Origin of the sequence: Streptomyces sp. OR43, assembly GCF_008042275.1 — a bacterium.
Lineage (GTDB): Bacteria > Actinomycetota > Actinomycetes > Streptomycetales > Streptomycetaceae > Streptomyces.
In genome coordinates, this window is record NZ_RDBK01000043.1 from 978,388 (window position 1) to 996,340 (window position 17,953).

The following is a 17,953-nucleotide window of genomic DNA, read 5'->3' on the forward strand; positions in this document are numbered from 1 at the left end:
TTCAGCTCGGGCTCCCCGGTCGGGGGTGATCGCCGCCGCGGAGCTGGTCGACGGCGTGCACCAGGAGTCGGCTCAGGACGGCGAGCCCGTCGCGCACCCCGCCGGTGGAGCCCGGCAGGTTGACGATGAGCGTACGCGCGGCCACCCCGGCCACACCCCGTGAGAGCGCGGCCGTGGGGACCTTGTCCCGGCCCTCCGCGCGGATCGCCTCGGGGATGCCGGGGACCTCGTAGTCCAGGACGTTGGCGGTGGCCTCGGGGGTGGCGTCGGTGGGAGAGATGCCGGTACCGCCGGTGGTCACGATGACGTCGTACCCGGCGGCCACCCCGTCCCACAGCGCTCGCTCGACCGGTTCGCCGTCGGGCACGACCCGCGGGCCGTCGACGGTGAAGCCGAGCCCGGACAGCGCCCCGGCGATCAGCGGCCCGCCCCGGTCCTCGTAGACCCCGGCGGCGGCCCGGTTCGACGCGGTCACCACGAGGGCGCGGTAGCCGGCGTCCGGCTGCGCGGCGCTCACGCGTCCGCTCCGCCGGGCGCGTTGCGCCGGTAGTCGCCGGACTTGCCGCCCGACTTCGCCTCGACCCGGACATCCGTGATGACCGCGGACTTGTCGACCGCCTTGATCATGTCGACGACGGTGAGCGCGGCGACCGAGACCGCGGTCAGGGCCTCCATCTCCACGCCGGTGCGGTCCGTCGTCTTCACGGTGGCCGTGATCTCCACGGCGTCGTCGGCGACGGCCAGGTCGACCGTGACGCCCGAGACGGCGAGGGGGTGGCAGAGCGGGATCAGGTCCGGGGTGCGCTTGGCGCCCATGATCCCGGCGATGCGCGCGGTGGCGAGGGCGTCGCCCTTGGGGACCCCCTCGCCCCGGAGCAGCTCGATGACACGCGGCGAGACGAGGACCCGGCCGCTGGCGCGGGCGACGCGCGCGGTGACGTCCTTCGCGGAGACGTCGACCATGCGGGCGGCCCCCGCCTCGTCGATGTGCGTCAGCCTGTTCTGCGTACTCAACTAACTCCGCCTAGCGGTAGGGCGCCGGTTGCCCCGGTGCTGCACCGGGGTGCAGGCCCGGGGTCCGGGGGGTGTCCCCCGGAAGGCACAGCGGCAGATACCGTACCGCCACCGGGCCCCGGTCAGCGGAGCAGGATCACCTCGGTGTCCGCGCCGGGCTCCGCCGACGTGACGTCCTCGGGCAGCACGATCAGCGCGTCCGCCTGGGCGAGAGCCGCGATGAGATGCGATCCGGAGCCGCCCACGGGGGTGACGGTGCCCGCCTCCGCGTCGTACGTCCCGCGCAGGAACTGCCGTTTGCCGGCCGGTGAGGACAGGGCCTTGTCGGTGACGAGCGAGGCCCTGGCGGTCGGCCGGTTCACGTCGGGCAGGCCCATCAGGGTGCGGATCGCCGGCCGTACGAACAGTTCGAAGGAGACGTAGCTGGAGACCGGGTTGCCCGGGAGCGCCAGGAGCGGGGTGTGGTCCGGGCCGATGGAGCCGAAGCCCTGCGGCTTGCCCGGCTGCATGGCGAGCTTGCGGAAGTCGACACCGCCGCCGGGCTCGTCCTCGTCGCCGACGGAGGCCAGGGCCTCCTTGACCACGTCGTACGCGCCCACGCTGACGCCGCCGGTGGTGACGACGATGTCCGCGCGGATCAGCTGGTCCTCGATCGTGGCCCGGAGCGTCTCGGCGTCGTCGGACACGGCGCCGACCCGGTAGGCGATCGCTCCGGCCTCGCGCGCGGCGGCCGTCAGCGCGAAGCTGTTCGAGTCGTAGATCTGGCCGCCGGTCAGTTCCTCGCCGGGCTGGACCAGTTCGCTGCCGGTGGAGATGACGACGACGCGGGGACGGGGCCGCACCTTGACCGTCGAGCGGCCGATCGCGGCGAGCAGACCGATCTGGGGTGGCCCGATGACCGACCCCGCGCGCAGGGCGAGGTCGCCAGGACGTACGTCGCTGCCGCGGGCCCGGACGTGGGCGCGGGCCTCGGCCGGGCGGTGGACGCGGACCTCGCCGGCCGCACCCTCCGGGGCGTCGGTGTGGGCACGCATCGTGGCGGCGGGGCCTTCGCCCGTGCCGCCGTCGGTCCACTCGACCGGGACCACGGCCTCGGCGCCGGCCGGGAGCGGGGCGCCCGTCATGATGCGGGCGGCCTCCCCCGGCCCCACGCGCCGGTCGTCGTCCAGTCCGGCGTCGCCCGCCGCGACGTCCCCGATGACGGTGAGGACGGCGGGGAACTCCTCTGTGGCGCCCTCCACATCGGCGACGCGGACCGCGTAACCGTCCATCGAGCTGTTGTCGAAGGGCGGCAGGGCGATCTCCACCACGACGTCCTCGACCAGGACGCAGCCCTGGGCCTCGGGCAGTTGCAGCTCGATGGGTTCGAGCGGCCTCACCGCGGCGAGGATGTCTTCCAGGTGCTCGTCCACCGACCAGATCGTGCTGCTCAAGGTGCTACATCTCCTCGGTGACGTAACTGCGGAGCCAGGTCCGGAAGTCCGGGCCCAGGTCTTCACGTTCGCACGCGAGTCTGACAATGGCACGGAGGTAATCGCTCCGGTCACCGGTGTCATAGCGGCGGCCCTTGAAGACGACGCCGTGCACCGGCCCGCCGGCCTTCTCGTCCTCGGCGAGGAGCTGGAGGGCGTCGGTCAGCTGGATCTCGTCGCCGCGGCCCGGCTCGGTCCTGCGCAGTATGCCGAAGACCGCGGGGTCCAGGACGTAGCGGCCGATGATGGCGAGATTGCTGGGCGCGTCGGCCGGATCGGGCTTCTCGACCAGGCCGGTGATCCGCATCACGTCAGCCTCGGCGGTCGGTTCGACGGCCGCGCAGCCGTACTGGTGGATCAGTTCGGGCGGGACCTCCATGAGCGCGATGACACTGCCGCCCTCGCGCTCCTGGATCTCCACCATGCGCGACAGCAGCGGGTCGCGCGGGTCGATCAGGTCGTCGCCCAGAAGGACCGCGAACGGCTCGTCGCCCACGTGCGGCTCCGCGCACAGCACCGCGTGGCCGAGGCCTCGCGGGTCGCCCTGGCGGACGTAGTGCATGGTGGCGAGATCGCTCGACTCCTGCACCTTGCGCAGCCGTTCCGCGTCACCCTTGCGGGTCAGTGCGGACTCCAGCTCGTAATTGCGGTCGAAGTGGTCTTCGAGAGGCCGCTTGTTGCGGCCGGTGATCATCAGGACGTCGGAGAGTCCGGCGGCCACCGCCTCCTCGACGACGTACTGGATGGCAGGCTTGTCGACGACAGGCAGCATCTCTTTGGGAGTGGCTTTGGTGGCCGGCAGGAAGCGGGTGCCGAGGCCCGCCGCCGGGATGACAGCCTTGCTGATCCCGTGGTTCGACTGAGTCATGCGCAGAACCTTAACGGTCACGCATGGGCGGAAGATGAGGCTCCGGTTAACTTTGTACTCAAATATGCTGGTACGAGAGATCTACGGGTGCCCCGTTGAACACCGACATGTCCGCAAAGACACTACTGAGGCGTGAACTGCTCGCCGCGCGACGCCTTCTGACCGGTGAGGACATCGAGCGGGCCGCCACGGTTCTGGCCCGTCGCGCACTCGAACTCCCGGAGATGGCCGGGGCCCGCACCGTCGCCGCGTACGTCTCGGTGGGGAGCGAACCGGGGACCCGCGCCCTGCTGGACGCGCTGCGCGCGCGGGGCGTACGCGTCCTGCTGCCGGTGCTCCTGACGGACAACGACCTGGACTGGGCACCGTACGAGGGAGCGGGAGGCCTCCGGAAGGCCGGGCGCGGGCTGCTGGAGCCCACCGGGACACCGCTCGGCTCCGACGCGGTCCTGGCCGCCGACGTGGTGCTGCTGCCGGGCCTCGCCGTGGACGGGCGCGGGATGCGGCTCGGCCGCGGCGGCGGCAGCTACGACCGCGTGCTGGCCCGCCTCTCGGCGGCCGGAGCGCACCCGGCGCTGATCGTCCTGCTGTACGACGACGAGGTGACCGCGCGGGTCCCGGAGGAACCGCACGACCACCCCGTGGACGCCGCGGTGACACCGGCCGGCCCCCGGCGCTTCGGCACGAGCTGAACGCCTCGGACACCGGCCGGCCCGGGGTCTTTCGGCACGAGCTCAAGGCCTCCGACACCGGCCGGCCCGCGGCCATTCGGCACGAGCTCAACGCCTCCGACACCGGCCGGCCCGCGGCCATTCGGCACGAGCTCAAGGCCTCCGACAGCGGCCGGCCCGAGGCGCTTCGGAGGAAGTCTCCGAAGCGCCTCGGGCCGCGCCCGCCGCTACGGCTTCAGCGTGAGCGTGTCCTTCGTCGCCCCGGCCACCGCGTTCGTCCCGAAGGACCAGTCGAGCAGTTCGCCGTTGACCCACTTGTCGGTCTGGTCGGTGTAGTGCGCGCTGAACGCGTGCCCGGAGGCGCCCGTGAGGTTGATCCAGCGGGACTTGTCCCAGTCCCCCACGTTGACGACCATCCGCATCGACGGGACCCAGACGACCTCGTAGCCGCCGGCCGCGTTCCAGCCGGTCGCGTTCACCGCGGCCTCGCCGCCGCCGAGGTTCCAGGGGCCCCGGTTGAGCGCCCGCTGGAGCAGTCCGGGACCTTCCGTACCGAGGGTCTGGTTCTTCAGGGTCAGCTGGTGCAGCCGGCCCCAGCTCCACGTGGTGATGTCCTTGCCGAGCTTGGCGGTCAGCTCCCAGCGGGCGTCCTCCATGGCGCGGGCGAAGAGCTCCTCGCGGTTCTCCGTCGCCTTGTCCTTGCGGTTCGCCGGGGCCTTCCACCACTTGCTGTCCGGCTTGTCCATGAGGTTCGCGACGACCTGGTACCAGCGGTCACCGCCGTCCGGCTGCGCCGAGTCGGCGTCGCGCTGGCCGCATTCGCGCACCAGCCGGTCCTGCTCGTCGACCGGACCCGAGCTCTTGGCCGGGGGCACGTTCAGGCACTCGCCCTCGACGCGCATCTCCTTGGGCAGCTTGTCGCCGAAGGCCAGCTTGAGGATGTTGCGCCAGACCGCGTTGAAGTACGCGGCGGCCGCCGAGTCGGCTTCCTGGGTGTAGTCCCAGCCCTCCAGCAGCTTCTGCGCCTGACGGACGTCCTTGTCCGAGATGTTGATCTTCATCAGCTCGGGCACCAGCAGCGCGGCGATCTCGCTGGTGTTGTCCATCTGCATCTTCTGCATGTCTTCGGTCGAGATCTTCCCGCCGCCCTTGATCTTCGACTCGATGAGGTCGTTGATCCGCTGGCTGCGGCTGCCGTAGCCCCAGTCCTTGGTGAGCATGTTCGGGTATGTGTCCTCGTCGATCACGGCCTGGTTGGCGGTGACGATGAAACCGCGCGCCGGGTCGTACTCGTAGGGCAGCTCGTCGAACGGGATCGGGTCCTTCTTCCAGCCGTACGACGAGGACCAGCCGGGGCTGGGCAGCGTGCCGTCACCGGCCTTGCGGACCGGGATCTTCCCCGGCGCCTGGTAGCCGATGTGGCCCTTGGTGTCGGCGTAGACGAGGTTCTGCGAGGGGACCTCGAAGTGCTCGGCGGCCTTGCGGAAGGAGGTGAAGTCCTTGGCCCGGTTCAGCTCGAAGACGGCGTCCATGGAGTGGCCCGGCTCCAGCGCGGTCCACTTCAGCGCCACCCCGTAGCCGTCCGCCCGGTCGGGGGCGGCATTGCTGACGGGGGCCTTCTGGCCGACCTTCTCCAGCTCGCCGCTGCGGTCGGAGACCAGCGGGCCGTTGTTGGTCTCGCGCACGGTGATGTGCCGGCTGTCGCCGCCCSCGACCTTGATGGTCTCCTCGCGGACGGTGAAGGGCTTCACCTTGCCGTCGTAGAGGTAGCCGTCGCCCGAGACCTTCTCCAGGAAGAGGTCGGTGACGTCGGCGCCGAGGTTGGTGAAGCCCCAGGCGATGTCCTGGTTGTGACCGATGATCACACCGGGCATGCCCGAGAACGTGTAGCCGGCGGTGTCGTACTTGCACGTCGCCGAGACCGCGCGGCAGTGCAGCCCCATCTGGTACCAGAGCGAGGGAAGCTGCGGCGCCAGGTGCGGGTCGTTGGCGAGCAGCGGCTTGCCGGTGGTCGTGTACTTGCCCGCGACGACCCAGGAGTTCGACCCGATGCCGTTGCCGTTGGGGCCCAGCAGCGCGGGGATCTCGTCGAGGGTGTCGGAGAGCGCGCCGAGCTGCGAGGTGAGGCCCTCGGTGGCTCCCTGGGCCGTCGCCGAACCGATGCCGTCGGACGGCGTCGCCTGCGGGTCGAACGTCCCCGTGGCCGGGGAGATCCCGCCCTCACTGACGATCGGCTTGTGCTTGTCGTACGGGTACGGCGGGTACAGGTCCTCGATCTCGTCGGCGTCCAGCCGGCTGGTCATCAGCGAACGGTCGATCTCGTCCTGCATGTTGCCGCGCAGGTCCCAGGCCATGGCCTTCAGCCAGGCGACCGAGTCGACCGGGGTCCACTCGGTGGGCTTGTAGTCGTTGGTGAAGCCGAGGGCCGCGTACTCGACGGAGATGTCCTTGCCGTCGCGGTCCTTGAGGTAGGCGTTCACGCCGTCCGCGTACGACTGGAGGTTCTTCTTCGTCTCGTCCGACAGGACGGTGTCGTACTCCTCCTGCGCGATCTTGCGCCAGCCCAGCGTGCGCAGGAAGGAGTCCGTCTCGACCTGGCCGGAGCCGAACATCTCGGAGAGCCGGCCGGCCGTCATGTGACGGCGGACGTCCATCTCCCAGAAGCGGTCCTGCGCCTGGACGAAGCCCTGGGCGCGGAACAGGTCGGCGTCGGAGTCCGCGTAGATCTGCGGGATTCCGTAACTGTCGCGCTTGACCTCGACGTTGCTGTCGAGTCCGGCGAGCTGGATCGTTCCGTTGGTCTGCGGGTACGAGGCGCGCACCGTGGATACGGACCAGTACGTTCCGTAACCGATACCCGCGACAAGCGCCAGCACCAGGACGATCACGATCAGGCGGGCGCGTCGCCCCTTCTTCTTGCGCGGCCCGCCGCCGGCGGAACCGGTGGAGCCGGAAGAGGCGGTTGTGTTGGCGGGCATCGCTGTCCTTCGAGGGGCAGGGTGGTCCTGGGAGTGCAGGAGCAACCATAGGCGCAGCGCCGAGGCCACTCGGACGCGGTATCAGGATGGCTCGAATTGCGTAGCGATCGCACGAATACTCGAACGCATCAAGAAAACGTTAAAGATTAGGTAAGGTAACGAAGTACCACCGTGCCACCGGAAGCCGATCCGGCAGGCGTACGCAGGGAAGGACCGGCCACTGACTGTCCACGCGCTCAACGAACTCCTGCTCGTCTGCTCACTTGTCCTGCTCGTCGCGGTGGCGGCGGTACGCATCTCGTCGCGCAGCGGGCTCCCCAGCCTGCTCCTGTATCTCGGCATCGGGATCGCCATGGGGCAGGACGGGTTCTTCGACGTCAAGTTCGACAACGCCGAACTGACGCAGGTGATCGGCTACGCGGCCCTGGTCGTGATCCTCGCCGAGGGCGGCCTCGGCACGAAGTGGAAAGAGATCAAACCCGCGCTGCCCGCGGCCGTCGTCCTCTCCCTCGTCGGCGTCGGGGTGAGCGTGGGCGTGACCGCGGCCGGAGCGCACTATCTGGTCGGTCTGGAATGGCGGCAGGCGCTGATCATCGGCGCGGTCGTCTCCTCCACGGACGCCGCCGCGGTCTTCTCCGTCCTGCGCAAGGTGCCGCTGCCCGCCCGGATCACCGGCGTCCTGGAGGCCGAGTCCGGCTTCAACGACGCCCCCGTGGTGATCCTCGTCGTGGCCTTCTCGACCGTGGGACCGGTCGACCACTGGTACGTACTGGTCGGCGAGATAGCCCTGGAGCTGGCGATCGGCGCCGCGCTCGGCATCGCGGTCGGCTGGCTCGGCTCGTACGGACTCAGGCATGTGGCCCTGCCCGCTTCGGGTCTCTACCCGATCGCCGTGATGGCCATCGCGGTGTCCGCGTACGCGGCCGGCGCGATGCTCCACGGAAGCGGCTTCCTCGCGGTGTACCTCGCCGCGATGATCCTCGGCAACGCCAAACTGCCGCACTGGCCCGCCACCCGCGGCTTCGCCGACGGACTCGGCTGGCTGGCCCAGATCGGCATGTTCGTCCTGCTCGGACTGCTCGTCACCCCGCACGACCTGATCGACGACTTCTGGCCCGCCGTGGTCGTGGGACTGGTGCTGACCGTGGTGGCGCGCCCGCTGGAGGTCTTCATCTCGCTGGCGCCCTTCCGGCTGCCCTGGCAGGAGAAGGCCCTCATGTCCTGGGCCGGGCTCCGCGGCGCGGTGCCCATCATCCTGGCGACCATTCCCATGGTGTCCGGAATCGAGGGCTCCACCCGGGTCTTCAACATCGTCTTCGTCCTCGTCGTCGTCTACACCCTCATCCAGGGACCGACGCTGCCCTGGCTCGCGAAGGCCCTCAAGATCGCCGACGATCCGTCCGAGACGGCCGACCTCGGCATCGAGTCGGCGCCCCTGGAGCGGCTGCGCGGCCATCTGCTCTCGGTCGCCATCCCCGCCAAGTCGAAGATGCACGGCGTCGAGGTCGGCGAGCTCCGCCTGCCCGCCGGAGCGGCGGTGACGCTGGTCGTGCGCGACGGCAAGAGCTTCGTGCCCGCGCCCTCGACCGTGCTGCGCCGCGGCGACGAGCTGCTGGTCGTGGCGACCGACCCGGTGCGCGACGCGACCGAGGCCCGGCTGCGCGCGATCGGCGAGGGCGGCAAGCTGGCCGGCTGGCTGGGGACCGGCGGGAACGCCGCCGACGAGGCCCTCGCCGGACCGAACGTGGCCAACGCCCTCAAAGCGGTGAAGAAGCTGGGCAGGACCGACGACCACGGAAAGAACGAGGGCCGGTCCGCTCGGAATGCGAAGGCCCATCACTGAGGCACGCGCGTGTTCGCAGGTCAAAAGGGTTGAATTGGACACAATCGCAGGTGCTCCAAGGCTTTTGCCTGTAGCATAAAGAAAACCTGATCGACACCCAGATCGACCTATTTGATCCACCAACTCTGCCTGACGCAGAGCTGGCGCGACCGTATGGCGGTCGTGGCGTCCTCCGCCTCTGTTGCGAGCGCCCGGCATCTACCGCAGTTCCGCGCGAAGAGGACAGCTCTCGGCAGCTCCTGACCGGGTCCGCACCCACGTGCCGGCCGGTACCGCAGGGGCACGGCCACCAGGCGGCAGAAAGGCAAGGACCGTGGCGACCACGGTCTCCGACCGCCCCGGATACGGGCAGTTGCTGCGCACCCCGGGTGCGTGGACCTTCCTCCTGCCGGGCTTCGCCGCACGGCAGCCCTTCGCGATGCTGACCATCGGCATCGTCCTGCTCGTCCAGCACACCACCGGTTCGTACGGAAGCGCCGGCGCCGTCGCCGCCGTGACCGGGGTCTCCATGGCCCTGTTCGCTCCGCAGACCGGCAAGCTCGCCGACCGCTTCGGGCAGCGCGCCGTGCTGCTGCCGGGCGTCCTCGTGCACACGGCGTCCGTCTCGGGCCTGACCGCGCTCGCGCTGGCGGACGCCCCGATGTGGGCGCTGTTCGCCGCGGCCGTTCCGACGGGTGCGTCCGTCCCGCAGATCGGACCGATGGTCCGGGCCCGCTGGGCGGCCGTGCTCGGGGCGGCGCCGGGCCGGGAGGCCTCGCCGCTCATGTCGACCGCGGCGGCCTTCGAATCGGTGACGGACGAGTTCACCTTCGTCATCGGTCCGGTCCTCGCCACCGCACTGTGCACCGGCGTGCACCCGGCGGCGGGGCTGATCGCCGAAGCCGCCCTGACCCTGTTCGGCGGCCTGTTCTTCGCCGCGCAGCGCGCCACCCAGCCCGCGGTACGCACCACCGGCCCCGCCGGATCGCAGCGGCCCGTCTCCGCCCTGTCCATCCCCGGCGTCCGCGTCCTCGCGGTGGCCTTCCTCGGGATCGGCGCGGTCTTCGGCGGGATGCAGGTCTCGCTGACCGCCTTCGCCGAGGAGATCGGCAGCCCCGGCGCGAACGGTCTGCTGTACGGGATCTTCGCGGCCGGCAACATGCTGGCCGGGATCGCCTGCGGTGCCATCGCCTGGAAGACCGGCCCGCGGCGCAGGCTGATCGCCGGATACGCGGCCCTGACCCTCACCGCTTCGGGCCTGTGGGCGGTGCACTCCGTGCCGCTGCTGGCCGGTCTCGGACTGCTGGTCGGCCTCTCCATCGCACCCGCTCTGATCAGCGGCTACACCCTGGTCGAGGCCCTCGTCCCGGGCTCCGCGCGGACCGAGGCGTTCACCTGGCTGACGGGCGCCGTCGCACTCGGCCAGGCGGGCGCGGTGACGGTGGCCGGGCGGCTCGCGGACGCCCATGGCGCGAGCACCGGATTCCTGGTGCCGCTCGTGGGTACGGTGCTGGCCCTGGTGACGCTGGTGGCGCTGCGTTCGCGGCTGCTCCCGAGGTCTTCAGGGCGGACCGTGGCACGTGGGATCGGTCACCGCGGACCGGTCACGGTGGACTGATCCCGCGGAATACGTCAGTATGGAGCGTCGTTAGCACTCATCGAGTCAGAGTGCCAGGAGGAACAAGTGCCGACCTATCAGTACCAGTGCACCGAGTGTGGCGAGGGCCTCGAAGCGGTGCAGAAGTTCACCGATGACGCCCTCACGGTGTGCCCGAGCTGCGATGGACGCCTGAAGAAGGTGTTCTCGGCGGTCGGCATCGTGTTCAAGGGTTCCGGTTTCTACCGGAACGACAGCCGTGGATCCTCTTCGAGCAGCACGCCGGCCCCGGCCGCTGCCAAGGCCTCGGGTTCCGGATCCTCGTCCTCGACGGGATCGGACGCGAAGTCGTCGTCCTCGTCGTCGACGTCCTCCTCCGGTTCGTCCGGCTCCTCGACGGCGTCTTCCTCGTCGTCCTCCTCTTCTTCTTCGGCGTCCTCGTCGAGCGGTTCGTCGGCCGCCTGAGGCGCCCGCCCGACCGTTTCGCCTGGCTTCACCGGGACCCCGCCGATTCACTCGGCGGGGTCCTCGGCGTTTGACTCCTTTCGCTTCACCCGGCGGGGCCCTCGGCGTTTGACTCCTTTTGCTTCACTCGGCGTTGTCCTCGGCTTGTTCCTCGGCGTTTTCTGCCCGGCTGCGTCGCGCGCCGGGCGAACGCCTACTGTGACCGCATGGTGAACGCAGAGATCGGTGTGATCGGCGGTTCGGGGCTGTACTCCTTCCTGGAGGACGTCACCGAGGTACGCGTGGAGACCCCTTACGGAGCGCCGAGCGACTCCGTCTTCCTCGGCGAGATCGGCGGCCGCCGGGTCGCCTTCCTCCCCCGTCACGGCCGCGGCCACCATGTGCCACCTCACCGCATCAACTACCGCGCCAACCTGTGGGCGCTGCGCTCGGTCGGCGTACGCCAGGTGCTCGGCCCGTGCGCGGTGGGCGGACTGCGGCCGGAGTACGGGCCGGGGACGCTGCTCGTACCGGACCAGCTGGTCGACCGTACGAAGACCCGGGTCCAGACGTTCTACGACGGGGAGACCCGGGCGGACGGAGTGGCGCCGAAGGTGGTGCACCTGGGCTTCGCGGACCCGTACTGCCCCGAGGGGCGCAAGGCAGCCCTGGCTGCGGCTCGCGGACGGGACTGGGAAGCGGTGGACGGCGGGACGCTCGTGGTCGTCGAGGGGCCGCGGTTCTCGACCCGGGCGGAGTCGCGCTGGCATGCGGCGATGGGCTGGTCGGTGGTCGGGATGACCGGACACCCCGAGGCCGTGCTCGCCCGTGAGCTGGGCCTCTGCTACACGACGATGACGCTGGTCACGGACCTGGACGCGGGCGCGGAGGCCGGCGAGGGCGTCTCCCACGAGGAGGTGCTCAAGGTGTTCGCGGCCAATGTCGACCGCTTGCGTTCGGTGCTCTTCGACGCGGTGGCCGCGCTGCCGGCGGAGGCGGACCGCGGCTGTCCGTGCGCGCATGCGCTGGACGGGATCGAGACGGGGATCGAGCTGCCGTAGGCGCTGAACGCCGGTCACGCGAGCGGGTTCGGTCCCGGACGCGGGTGGGGGAGCCCGCACGCGGCTGAGGGTCGCTCGGGCGGGTGCGGTCGCTCAGGCGGATGAGGTGCCGCACCCGCGTGGGATCCCGCACGCGGATAGGGTCCCGCACGCCGGTGGGGTCCCGCACGCGGATGGGTCCCGCACGCGGATGAGGCCCATCAGCCGGGTGCGGCGCCTCAGGTGGGTGATGGAGTTTTCCACATCGTGTGGGCCGTTCACAGGGCTCAGCGGGAATCTCGCGGGTGGTGAATCGTGGGTGCTGTCCGGCCGGTCTTCTCCGGCCGCCGGGCCGCTCGATCCGATTCATCCGCACTCACTCGCTCTCTCTGTCCTCTGAACTCCCCTACCGCAGGCGGTGTTTGGCATGTCCTCGTACGGATCCCCCTCCTCCCTCTCCACGCCTCCGTCCGCTCCGCCACCCGGCGGAGTGCCGCCGTTCCCCCCGCTGCGGGTGCGCGCGGGCAGCGGCCATCGGTTGCGGCGGGCGGTGTGGCGGCAGCGGCGGGCGATGGCCGCCGGGCTGGCACTGACGGCTGCCGCGCTGGCCGCTTCGGGGATCGGCGGCGGTGAGGCCGGGAGCGGGGACGGCGGCGGGCAGGGCGGCGGGCGCGGTGCGGCCGAAGCCGCCGGAGCCGCCTCGCGCCACACGCCGCCGCCGGTCCGCCTGGTGTCCGCGCCCGTCCGGATCGCCGATGCGGAAACCGTCCGGCTGCTGCGCCCGGGAGACCGGGTCGACGTGATCGCGTCCGAGGGCGCCGGAGCCGGCTCACGGGTGCTGGCGAAGGGGGCGCGGGTGACCCGGGTGCCGACGGCGCCCGTCGAGGGCCCCACGGAGAACGGGGCGCTGATCGTGGTCTCCGTGCCGCGGGCGACGGCCGCGACGCTGGCCGGCGCGGGAATCTCGGCCGGGTTTGCGGTGATCCTGTGTTGATTCGCACTGACGAACCATCACGTCACCTGGCACCGGCCTCGAATGAGGTAGATCGCCCTTGTACTGCCGTAAGTTGCGGAACAGTTGGCTCCTCTTACGGCACATACGAAGGACGGCTCGGGCGTGAGCGAGAAGAAGAAGGTCAGTCTGCTGGAGGGCTTCAAGGCCTTCCTGACACGCGGCAACGTGATCGACCTGGCGGTGGCCGTCGTCATCGGCGCCGCGTTCACGAACATCGTGAACGCCGTCGTCAAGGGCGTCATCAACCCGCTCGTCGGTGCGTTCGGCACCCAGGATCTGGAGAACTACAGCTCCTGCCTCAAGGGCCCCTGTGTGACGGACCCGAAGACGGGCGAGGCGACCGAGGGCATCCGGATCCTGTGGGGTTCGGTGCTCAGCGCCGCTCTCAGCTTCCTGATCACCGCTGCCGTCGTCTACTTCCTGATGGTGCTCCCGATGGCGAAGTACCTCGCCAAGCGGGCCGCCATGCAGGCGGCGAAGGAAGGCGTGCAGGAGACGATGGAGGTGAGCGAACTGGAGGTCCTGAAGGAGATCCGCGACGCTCTGGTCGCGCAGCGCAGCGGCGGCGGCCCCGTGGAGGGCGACGGCGGGCGGGCCCCCGGGCCGGACAGCCGGCAGTAGGGGGACGGCGTCAGACGTGGTGGGGCGGCTTCTCGTCGAGGAAACGGGCCAGGTCGGCGGCGCTGCCGCCGGAGGGGGCCCGCTCACCCCACCCCCGGTCCGTATCGTCCGCGGACTGCTGGTCCAGCGGATCGTCGAAGATCAGTGCCGGCTTGGGCTTCGGCCGGTCCGGCTCGCTCGGCTTCGAATCGCGCGGTCCGGGGGCGGGGGCGGTACTCATACTTCCCAGGGTACGGCTGCCCTGCGGTGGCGGGGACTCCCTGCGCCCGCCTCGGGGCGGGCAGGGGGTCCCCGCCCCGAGAACCGGCCTCGGTCAGCGGTCCTTGGGGTCGAGCCACCAGAGGCCGAGCACGACGAGGAACGACAGACAGAGGAATCCGGCCCCCCACCAGGCGGTGCCGGTGTTGCCCTCCATGTACGCGTCGATGACGACGGTGAGTCCCCAGAGCTGCCCGATGACGACGGTCATGGCCAGGGTCAGCCGTGCCGTGAGTTTCGAGGACCGCTCCGGTTCCTGGTCGCTGCCCGCTCCCGGTCCGGGCCCGGTGTGGCGGACGCGCGGGTCGCCGTAGCCGCTCGTGGACCGGATCTGCGGGTAGCGCTCGTGGACGGGCCGGTTGAGTTCGGGCCGTGCGCTGCCCGGGTGGTACTCCGGGTAGTGCGGGCCGGGGGGCTGCTGGGCGTCGCTCATGTGCGCCTGCCTGGGGTCTCGGGCTCGGCGGCCCCGGTGCGGGAGCCGGCGGCCTGCGGGGCTTCGGCGCCCCCGCGGACTCCGGGGCAGCCGATCCGGGAGGCGAGGTCCGGGCGGTCCTCGCCGAGCTGACGGCACAGCCCCTTCTCGATGCTCTCGCCGGAGCGGGTGGTGCCGACGGCCCAGACGCTGCCGTCCGTCTGCTCGGTGAGGATGACCTTGGGCAGTCCGCGGGGCGGCGGGCCCGCGGTGACCTCGCCCGTACGGGCATCGAAGACGCCCTCGTGGCAGGGGCAGTACAGCTCGCCCTCGGAGCCCCGGTCCTTCCGCCACAGCACGGCGCAGGCCAGGTGGGTGCAGATCGCCGAGTAGCCGACGAGGGTGCCGTCGTCCAGCCGGACGGCGACGGCCTTGTCCTCCTCATCCGGGTAGCTGAAGGCGAGGGACTCCCCGGGCAACAGCTGGGTACTGATCCGCTTCGGTGCCGGGGCCTTGTCGTCCTCGGGGTCGCCGTGGCGGGGGAGCATGCCGCCCGCCACGCCGAGTCCGCCGACCGCGAGGCCGCCGGAGACGGTGGCGACGATACGGAGGTAGTCCCGGCGGGTGGTGAGGGAGTCCGCGGCGATGCGGTCGTGCAGGGCCTCGCGCGGATCCCCGGAGGACGGTTGCCGCGGGTCGCCCGGGGCCGGCTGTTCGGTGACGGTCATCGGCGGACGTCCTTCCCGTTGATCTCCACGACGGGCAGGCCGCCCGGCACCGGCCACTGGACCCGGTCGGCGGGGACGACCATCGCGACTCCGGTGCGGACCTCGGTCTCGCCGAAGACGAAGGTGTCGGCGACCTGGACGCCGGGGCGTTCGGCCTGGAGCTCCTCGACGGTTCCGTAGAAGAGCGCCCCGGTCGGGCAGACCGTGGCGCACATGGGGGCGAGACCGTAGGCGGTGCGGTCGTAGCAGAGGTTGCACTTCATCTGCAGCTTCGCCTGGAGGTCGATCTTCGGTACGCCGAAGGGGCAGGCGTTGACGCAGTTGGCGCAGCCGATGCAGCGGGTGGTGTCCGCCTGCTGCACCACGCCGTCCGCGGTCACCAGGATCGCGTCGGCGGGGCAGACCTCGGCGCAGGGGGCGACAGGGTCCTCGCAGTGCATGCAGACGGTGGGAAGGGAGGCGACGGACTGGCCCTCGTCGGTGTAGTCGAGGTGGATCATCGACTTGCCGCGGTGGGAGTCGCATTCACGGCAGGCGGAGACACAGGCCTGGCAGCCGATGCAGCGCCCCGGGTCGATAAAGATCGTTCTGCCCATCATGCGGGCATCAGCTCCTCTCCGAGGTGCCACGGCCCTGCGGGGACGTGGGGGGCAGCGGGTCGGTGCGGGAGACCTGGGTCTCCGGGTAGGCGACGTGGCCCGGTGCGACCGGGGGCGCGGGTACCTCGTCGATCTTCTCGGCGTGCTCGATGCGGCAGGCGCAGACCTTGTACTCGGGGATCTTGGAGCGGGGGTCCAGGGCGTCGATGGTCAGCGCGTTGGCGGCGGTGGGGACCGGCCAGTGGTACGGGACGAAGACGGTGTCGGGGCGGATCGCCTCGGTGACCAGGGCGGGGAAGACCTCGCTGCCGCGCCGGGTGACGACGCGGACCGGTTCGCCGTTGCGGAAGCCGTGGGAGGGGTGGATCTCGGCCCAGGGGCGCGGGGTCTGTTCGACGAGGGCGCCCAGGCGGCGGGTCTGGTTGCCGGAGAGGAAGTGAGCGACGGTGCGGCCGGTGGTGAGGGACATGGGGTGGTCGTCGTCGTACGGGTCCATCGGCAGGTGCCATTCGACGACCTGCATATGGATCTTGCCGTCGGGGTGGTAGGTCCTGCCGTCCTCGAAGAGCCGGGGGGTGCCGGGGTGATCGGTGGAGGGGCAGGGCCAGGCGATTCCGCCGGTCTCCTCCAGGCGTTCGTAGGTGATGCCGTAGTAGTCGTTGACGGTGCCGGCGGAGGCGATCCGCAGTTCGTCGAAGACCTCGCGGGAGTCGGCGAAGGCGAATTTGTCGCCCGCGCCGAGACGCCTGGCGAGTTCGCACATCACCCAGGTGTCGGTCCGTACGCCGGGGGGCGGGTCCTGAGCCTTGTTGTGCTTGACCACGCGGGCCTCGGCGTTGGCCATCACTCCTTCGTCCTCGGCCCAGGTGGTGACGGGGAAGACCACATGCGCGTTGGCCGCGGTCTCGGAAAGGAAGAAGTCGAATTGAGCGTGGAACTCAGCGGTGTCGTATCCCTCCTTGACCACCTTGTAGTTGGGCAGGGAGACGAAGGGGTTGTTGCAGATGCCGATCAGTCCGCGGATCTCGCGGCGCTGCATCTGCCAGACCATTTCCATCATCGAGGTACCGGCGCGCGGGAGTTCGGACTCCTCGATGCCCCAGATCTCGCAGATCTGCCGGCGGTGCTCGTCGTTCATGATGGAGCGGCCGCCGGGCAGGAGGTCGGACTTCTGGCCGTGCTCGCGGCCGCCCTGCCCGTTGCCCTGGCCGGTGATGGTGCCGTAGCCGGATCCGGGCTTGCCGATGTGTCCGGTGGCGGTGCAGAGGTTGATCACGGTGAGGCAGTTCTCGACGCCCTGCGAGTGGTGCTCGATGCCGCGGGCGTGCCAGGCCATGGCCTTCGGTGCGCGGGCGAAGGTGCGGGCGACCTGCACGACCTGTTCGGCGGGGATTCCGCAGATCTCGGCGGCCCGGGACGGCGGGTACTCCGCGACCTTGGCCTTCACCTCCTCCCAGCCGGTGGCGTGGTCGGCGAGGTACGCCTCGTCGGTGAGGCCCTCCTCGATGATCACGTGGAGCACGGAGTTGAAGAACGCCGAGTCGGTGCCGGGTTTGAGTGCGACATGGATGTCGGCGGTCCGCGCGATGGCCGTCTCGCGCGGGTCGATGACGATCAGGCTGGCGCCACGGTCCCGGGCGCCCCACACGTACTGGGTCATGACGGGGAAGCACTCGCCGACGTTGGAGCCCGCGATGAGCAGACAGTCGGTGAGCAGGATGTCGGAGAAGGGGTTGCCGGCCCGGTCGATGCCGAAGGCGAGCTTGTTGGCGCCCGCCGCGCTGACCATGCACAGCCGGCCGTTGTAGTCGACGTGCCGGGTCTTGAGGGCGACCCGGGCGAACTTGCCGACCAGATAGGTCTTCTCGGAGAAGAGGCTCGCCCCGCCGAGCAGCCCGAAGGCGTCGTTGCCGTAGGTCTGCTGGATGCGCTTGATCTCGGCGACGGTGTAATCGAGCGCCTCGTCCCAGGAGACCTCCCGGAACTCCTCGTCGCGGGAGCGGCGCATGAGCGGGGCGGTGAGCCGGTCGGGGTGGTTGACCTGCTGGTACGCGTTGATGCCCTTGGGGCACAGGCGCATCCGGTTGATGTCGTGGTTGCGGGGTTCGACGCCGAAGACCTTGCCGCCGCGGTCGACGCGCAGATACATCCCGCACTGCACCCCGCAGAAGCAGCAGTGGGTGGGGACGAGCGTCTCGCCGTTCTGGTCGGCGTGCCATTGGTCGGCGGGGATGCCGCCGGCGTCGCGGAAGGCGCGGGTGCCGGGCGGGGCGAGCCTCTTCTCCGAGAAGACCTATCTGGTCGGCAAGTTCGCCCGGGTCGCCCTCAAGACCCGGCACGTCGACTACAACGGCCGGCTGTGCATGGTCAGCGCGGCGGGCGCCAACAAGCTCGCCTTCGGCATCGACCGGGCC

At 70.6% G+C, this 17,953-nt stretch carries 18 protein-coding genes; 8 read left to right on the plus strand and 10 right to left on the minus strand.

The features are described 5' to 3' along the window. Window position 1 precedes the first annotated feature (1 nt). From EAO72_RS22795 to galU, 4 genes are all read right to left on the minus strand, one after another. Entirely contained in the window at window positions 2–517 is a 516-nt protein-coding gene (locus EAO72_RS22795; RefSeq protein ID WP_148019137.1) for a MogA/MoaB family molybdenum cofactor biosynthesis protein, read from the minus strand. Then, window positions 514–1,014, minus strand: a complete 501-nt coding sequence (moaC, locus tag EAO72_RS22800; RefSeq protein WP_148019138.1) for a cyclic pyranopterin monophosphate synthase MoaC — start codon at window positions 1,012–1,014, stop codon at window positions 514–516. Before moaC ends, EAO72_RS22795 begins: the two co-directional genes overlap by 4 nt. A 122-nt stretch (window positions 1,015–1,136) precedes the next feature. After that, entirely contained in the window at window positions 1,137–2,447 is a 1,311-nt protein-coding gene (glp, locus tag EAO72_RS22805) for a molybdotransferase-like divisome protein Glp (protein ID WP_148019139.1), read from the minus strand. 4 nt (window positions 2,448–2,451) lie between these two features. Beyond that, window positions 2,452–3,354, minus strand: a complete 903-nt coding sequence (gene galU, locus EAO72_RS22810) for a UTP--glucose-1-phosphate uridylyltransferase GalU (RefSeq protein WP_148019140.1) — start codon at window positions 3,352–3,354, stop codon at window positions 2,452–2,454. 107 nt (window positions 3,355–3,461) lie between these two features. On the opposite strand from galU, the gene EAO72_RS22815 reads away from it, so the two are divergent. Beyond that, window positions 3,462–4,046 (plus strand): 5-formyltetrahydrofolate cyclo-ligase, encoded by a 585-nt coding sequence (locus tag EAO72_RS22815; protein ID WP_187285180.1) that lies wholly within the window; start codon window positions 3,462–3,464, stop codon window positions 4,044–4,046. 206 nt (window positions 4,047–4,252) lie between these two features. Here EAO72_RS22815 and EAO72_RS22820 read toward each other — a convergent pair whose 3' ends face one another. Next, complete coding sequence (locus EAO72_RS22820) at window positions 4,253–7,003, minus strand: penicillin acylase family protein (RefSeq protein ID WP_148019142.1); 2,751 nt, start codon at window positions 7,001–7,003, stop codon at window positions 4,253–4,255. Window positions 7,004–7,283: 280 nt separating this feature from the next. On the opposite strand from EAO72_RS22820, the gene EAO72_RS22825 reads away from it, so the two are divergent. The 6 genes from EAO72_RS22825 (at window position 7,284) to EAO72_RS22850 (ending at window position 13,542) form a co-directional block, all read left to right on the plus strand. Then, window positions 7,284–8,846: a potassium/proton antiporter gene (locus EAO72_RS22825; protein WP_261991604.1), complete on the plus strand. Its 1,563-nt coding sequence runs from the start codon at window positions 7,284–7,286 to the stop codon at window positions 8,844–8,846. Between the two features lie 313 nt (window positions 8,847–9,159). Further along, a complete protein-coding gene (locus tag EAO72_RS22830; protein WP_148019144.1) occupies window positions 9,160–10,443 on the plus strand; it encodes an MFS transporter in 1,284 nt (427 codons plus the stop codon). Between the two features lie 66 nt (window positions 10,444–10,509). Further along, a complete protein-coding gene (locus EAO72_RS22835; protein ID WP_148019145.1) occupies window positions 10,510–10,887 on the plus strand; it encodes an FmdB family zinc ribbon protein in 378 nt (125 codons plus the stop codon). A gap of 206 nt (window positions 10,888–11,093) precedes the next feature. Then, a complete protein-coding gene (locus EAO72_RS22840) occupies window positions 11,094–11,927 on the plus strand; it encodes an S-methyl-5'-thioadenosine phosphorylase (RefSeq protein ID WP_148019146.1) in 834 nt (277 codons plus the stop codon). Window positions 11,928–12,333: 406 nt separating this feature from the next. Further along, complete coding sequence (locus EAO72_RS22845) at window positions 12,334–12,900, plus strand: hypothetical protein (RefSeq protein WP_261991605.1); 567 nt, start codon at window positions 12,334–12,336, stop codon at window positions 12,898–12,900. 123 nt (window positions 12,901–13,023) lie between these two features. Beyond that, complete coding sequence (locus EAO72_RS22850) at window positions 13,024–13,542, plus strand: MscL family protein (protein WP_148019147.1); 519 nt, start codon at window positions 13,024–13,026, stop codon at window positions 13,540–13,542. 10 nt (window positions 13,543–13,552) lie between these two features. Here the strand turns inward: EAO72_RS22850 and EAO72_RS22855 are convergent, their stop codons facing one another. From EAO72_RS22855 to EAO72_RS22875, 5 genes are all read right to left on the minus strand, one after another. After that, entirely contained in the window at window positions 13,553–13,762 is a 210-nt protein-coding gene (locus tag EAO72_RS22855; RefSeq protein WP_148019148.1) for a hypothetical protein, read from the minus strand. Between the two features lie 93 nt (window positions 13,763–13,855). Next, a complete protein-coding gene (locus EAO72_RS22860) occupies window positions 13,856–14,233 on the minus strand; it encodes a DUF6755 family protein (protein ID WP_148019149.1) in 378 nt (125 codons plus the stop codon). Then, window positions 14,230–14,940, minus strand: a complete 711-nt coding sequence (locus tag EAO72_RS22865) for a Rieske (2Fe-2S) protein (RefSeq protein WP_148019150.1) — start codon at window positions 14,938–14,940, stop codon at window positions 14,230–14,232. The genes EAO72_RS22860 and EAO72_RS22865 overlap by 4 nt, the downstream gene beginning before the upstream one ends. Beyond that, complete coding sequence (locus tag EAO72_RS22870) at window positions 14,937–15,539, minus strand: 4Fe-4S dicluster domain-containing protein (RefSeq protein ID WP_136327991.1); 603 nt, start codon at window positions 15,537–15,539, stop codon at window positions 14,937–14,939. Before EAO72_RS22870 ends, EAO72_RS22865 begins: the two co-directional genes overlap by 4 nt. Window positions 15,540–15,546: 7 nt before the next feature. Continuing rightward, window positions 15,547–17,772, minus strand: coding sequence for a molybdopterin oxidoreductase family protein (locus EAO72_RS22875; protein WP_148019151.1), 2,226 nt, complete (start codon window positions 17,770–17,772; stop codon window positions 15,547–15,549). Between EAO72_RS22875 and EAO72_RS42125 the strand changes: the two genes are divergently transcribed. After that, the coding region (locus tag EAO72_RS42125; protein ID WP_187285436.1) for a hypothetical protein at window positions 17,720–17,953 on the plus strand (234 nt) is incomplete at its 3' end. The genes EAO72_RS22875 and EAO72_RS42125 overlap by 53 nt on opposite strands.

Coding starts and splice junctions, on each gene's coding strand:
- EAO72_RS22855 (WP_148019148.1), bottom strand. CDS start 13,762: ATGAGTACCGCCCCCGCCCCCGGACCGCGCGATTCGAAGCCGAGCGAG.
- EAO72_RS22865 (WP_148019150.1), bottom strand. CDS start 14,940: ATGACCGTCACCGAACAGCCGGCCCCGGGCGACCCGCGGCAACCGTCC.
- EAO72_RS22860 (WP_148019149.1), bottom strand. CDS start 14,233: ATGAGCGACGCCCAGCAGCCCCCCGGCCCGCACTACCCGGAGTACCAC.
- EAO72_RS22840 (WP_148019146.1), top strand. CDS start 11,094: ATGGTGAACGCAGAGATCGGTGTGATCGGCGGTTCGGGGCTGTACTCC.
- EAO72_RS22870 (WP_136327991.1), bottom strand. CDS start 15,539: ATGATGGGCAGAACGATCTTTATCGACCCGGGGCGCTGCATCGGCTGC.
- galU (WP_148019140.1), bottom strand. CDS start 3,354: ATGACTCAGTCGAACCACGGGATCAGCAAGGCTGTCATCCCGGCGGCG.
- EAO72_RS22845 (WP_261991605.1), top strand. CDS start 12,334: ATGTCCTCGTACGGATCCCCCTCCTCCCTCTCCACGCCTCCGTCCGCT.
- EAO72_RS22815 (WP_187285180.1), top strand. CDS start 3,462: ATGTCCGCAAAGACACTACTGAGGCGTGAACTGCTCGCCGCGCGACGC.